The following is a 1879-nucleotide window of genomic DNA, read 5'->3' on the forward strand; positions in this document are numbered from 1 at the left end:
CACGGGCAACCAGCGCCAAGCATGTCGAGCGACCTGCGAACACGCGAACGCAAACAACACAGCAAGCCACAGCAACAAAACACGCCGGCCACCTCGATCCGAACAACGACCCGCTGCTGCCAAGTACTTGCTCGCAAACCGACGACGATCCAAACAACGCGCGGCACGCACAGAACCGAGATATGCAAGCAAGACCAACATGGCGTCTCTCCTAAAACCACGAAACCACGCGCTGGCGACCGGTCGCGCGTCGCTAACGCTCCGCGCGCCGGCAAGCCAGCGGCAGCAAATCACTCGATCACGTCGAGCGTCATGTCGCACGGCGTAACCGTCTCCACTTCGCCCGTATCCTTGTTCGTCACGCGATACGGCTTGCGCTGAAAACCACCCAGGTTGCACAGCACAGTCACCTCCTCACCACGCTCACCAAGCCGCTGTTTCCCACGCACTTCCACAACCTGCGGACGGCTGTACGCATCCGCAGCGGGCGTCATGATTCGCGTATAACGCGTGCCCTCAAAAGAGCGCGTCGCCTCAATCCGACCGCGCACAACGACCTGCATCGGCTTGACGGTATTGGGCTTGGTGGCACCCACGGCGTTTTCCTGTGACATGACTTCTCCTTAAGCGGCTAACCGCAACGTTTCCCGGCTAACCTGGAATTCCTCACGACTGCGTGCCGGGAGATGGCACAGCCGTGGGTCCGTCCGTACCGGACTGAAATCGTGAGGAAGCACGGCATCATTGGCGACCACGTGCACGTCCGTGCAGAGCCAGGACACACCAGCCTCTTCCAGCTGCTTGCGACAGCGATAGAACGTCGCCTTCGCAACGTGCTCGCGAGCGAAGTCATCGCCGTGCTGCGCAAGCAGGCTCCAAAAACCGTGCAGACGCAGGCCCAGCGCGTCGCCATACATGCCCTTGAGGCGATGGAGCACCGCCCGCGTATCTCGAACCGTCGTCATCGCTTGCTTCCCCTCGCGCAGCAGCTTCTCGATCTCGGTGTCAAAGACGCCCTCCAGATAGGCGTCCGTCACCTCATCCACTCGCGGATGCTTCCCAAAGTCGTACTGGAGCTTGTCGCTATGCACTTCCACCTCGGCGCGCAGGCGGTTATCCGCCAGACGCTGGAGCGCTGCGACCTTGCGCTCTGCAAGCACGCGGCTACGTTCTTCATCGTGCCCATGCCGATGTTTAAAAACCTGCGAGAAGAAGCCCCGCAGGCGCCCACGGTCGTGCACCTGAAACTCAGTGCCCTTGTGATAGAACTTGACCGTGGTGGTCTTGCCCGCGAAGTACACCGCCATGGAGTACTTCGCTGCGCCCTTCTTCCGGCGCGGAAAGCTGATGAGCTGCAGGCCGTCGAAGAACTCTTTGCAAGCGGCCTTCGAGAGGCGGTAGACGGATGCAACATCGACGCGGTGCACCGTCCACCAATCAGCCACGGGCAAGTCGGTCTCCAACAGATCCTCAACAAGGGCGACGAAGTCGCGGCACGCCTGCAGGAAATTCGCAGGCCCGCCGTAGACGTTGTGCCCGTGCTTGATCTTGTGCACCGAGGCCTCAATGAGGATGTACGGGTCGCACGGGACCAGCTCGGGACGGCCGTTCTTGTTGACCACCCACTCCTCGCTCTTCGGGATCACCGAGATGCGTGAATCCCACGAGCCGAGCAGCTCGCCCGTGAACAGCTCATAGAGGATTTCGCCGCTCGCGCAGTCAAGACCGGAACGCAGCAGGCATTGCCGTTTAATGCGCTCGACAACCGTGTTGCCGAGGTACGGAGAGCGCAGCCGGACGGTGTCGTAGGCCATACGCTCAGAACCCCTCGCCAAAATCCGAGGAAGTCTCATCCGTGAGACTGTCAGGCGGTGCTACC

At 61.1% G+C, this 1879-nt stretch carries 3 protein-coding genes; 1 reads left to right on the forward strand and 2 read right to left on the reverse strand.

Annotated features, from left to right (window positions below):
* The coding region (locus tag JHD73_RS29240; protein ID WP_233177191.1) for a hypothetical protein at positions 1-215 on the forward strand (215 nt) is incomplete at its 5' end.
* Positions 216-290: 75 nt separating this feature from the next.
* On the opposite strand, the gene JHD73_RS27590 is transcribed toward JHD73_RS29240, so the two are convergent.
* Together JHD73_RS27590 and JHD73_RS27595 are read right to left on the reverse strand one after the other, a co-directional pair.
* The gene (locus JHD73_RS27590; RefSeq protein ID WP_199033311.1) at positions 291-614 is read right to left on the reverse strand and encodes a single-stranded DNA-binding protein; all 324 of its coding nucleotides are present in this window, start codon (positions 612-614) and stop codon (positions 291-293) included.
* 9 nt (positions 615-623) lie between these two features.
* On the reverse strand, positions 624-1814 hold the full coding sequence (locus JHD73_RS27595; RefSeq protein WP_199033312.1) for a phage/plasmid replication protein, II/X family: 1191 nt from the start codon (positions 1812-1814) through the stop codon (positions 624-626).
* Positions 1815-1879: the final 65 nt, after the last annotated feature.

This window comes from Ralstonia sp. ASV6, assembly GCF_016429285.1.
In the GTDB taxonomy this organism is placed as follows: Bacteria; Pseudomonadota; Gammaproteobacteria; order Burkholderiales; family Burkholderiaceae; genus Ralstonia; species Ralstonia flaminis.

Excerpts from the sequence above, each read along its gene's own strand:
- JHD73_RS27590 (WP_199033311.1), bottom strand. The coding sequence starts at position 614 with ATGTCACAGGAAAACGCCGTGGGTGCCACCAAGCCCAATACCGTCAAG.
- JHD73_RS27595 (WP_199033312.1), bottom strand. The coding sequence starts at position 1,814 with ATGGCCTACGACACCGTCCGGCTGCGCTCTCCGTACCTCGGCAACACG.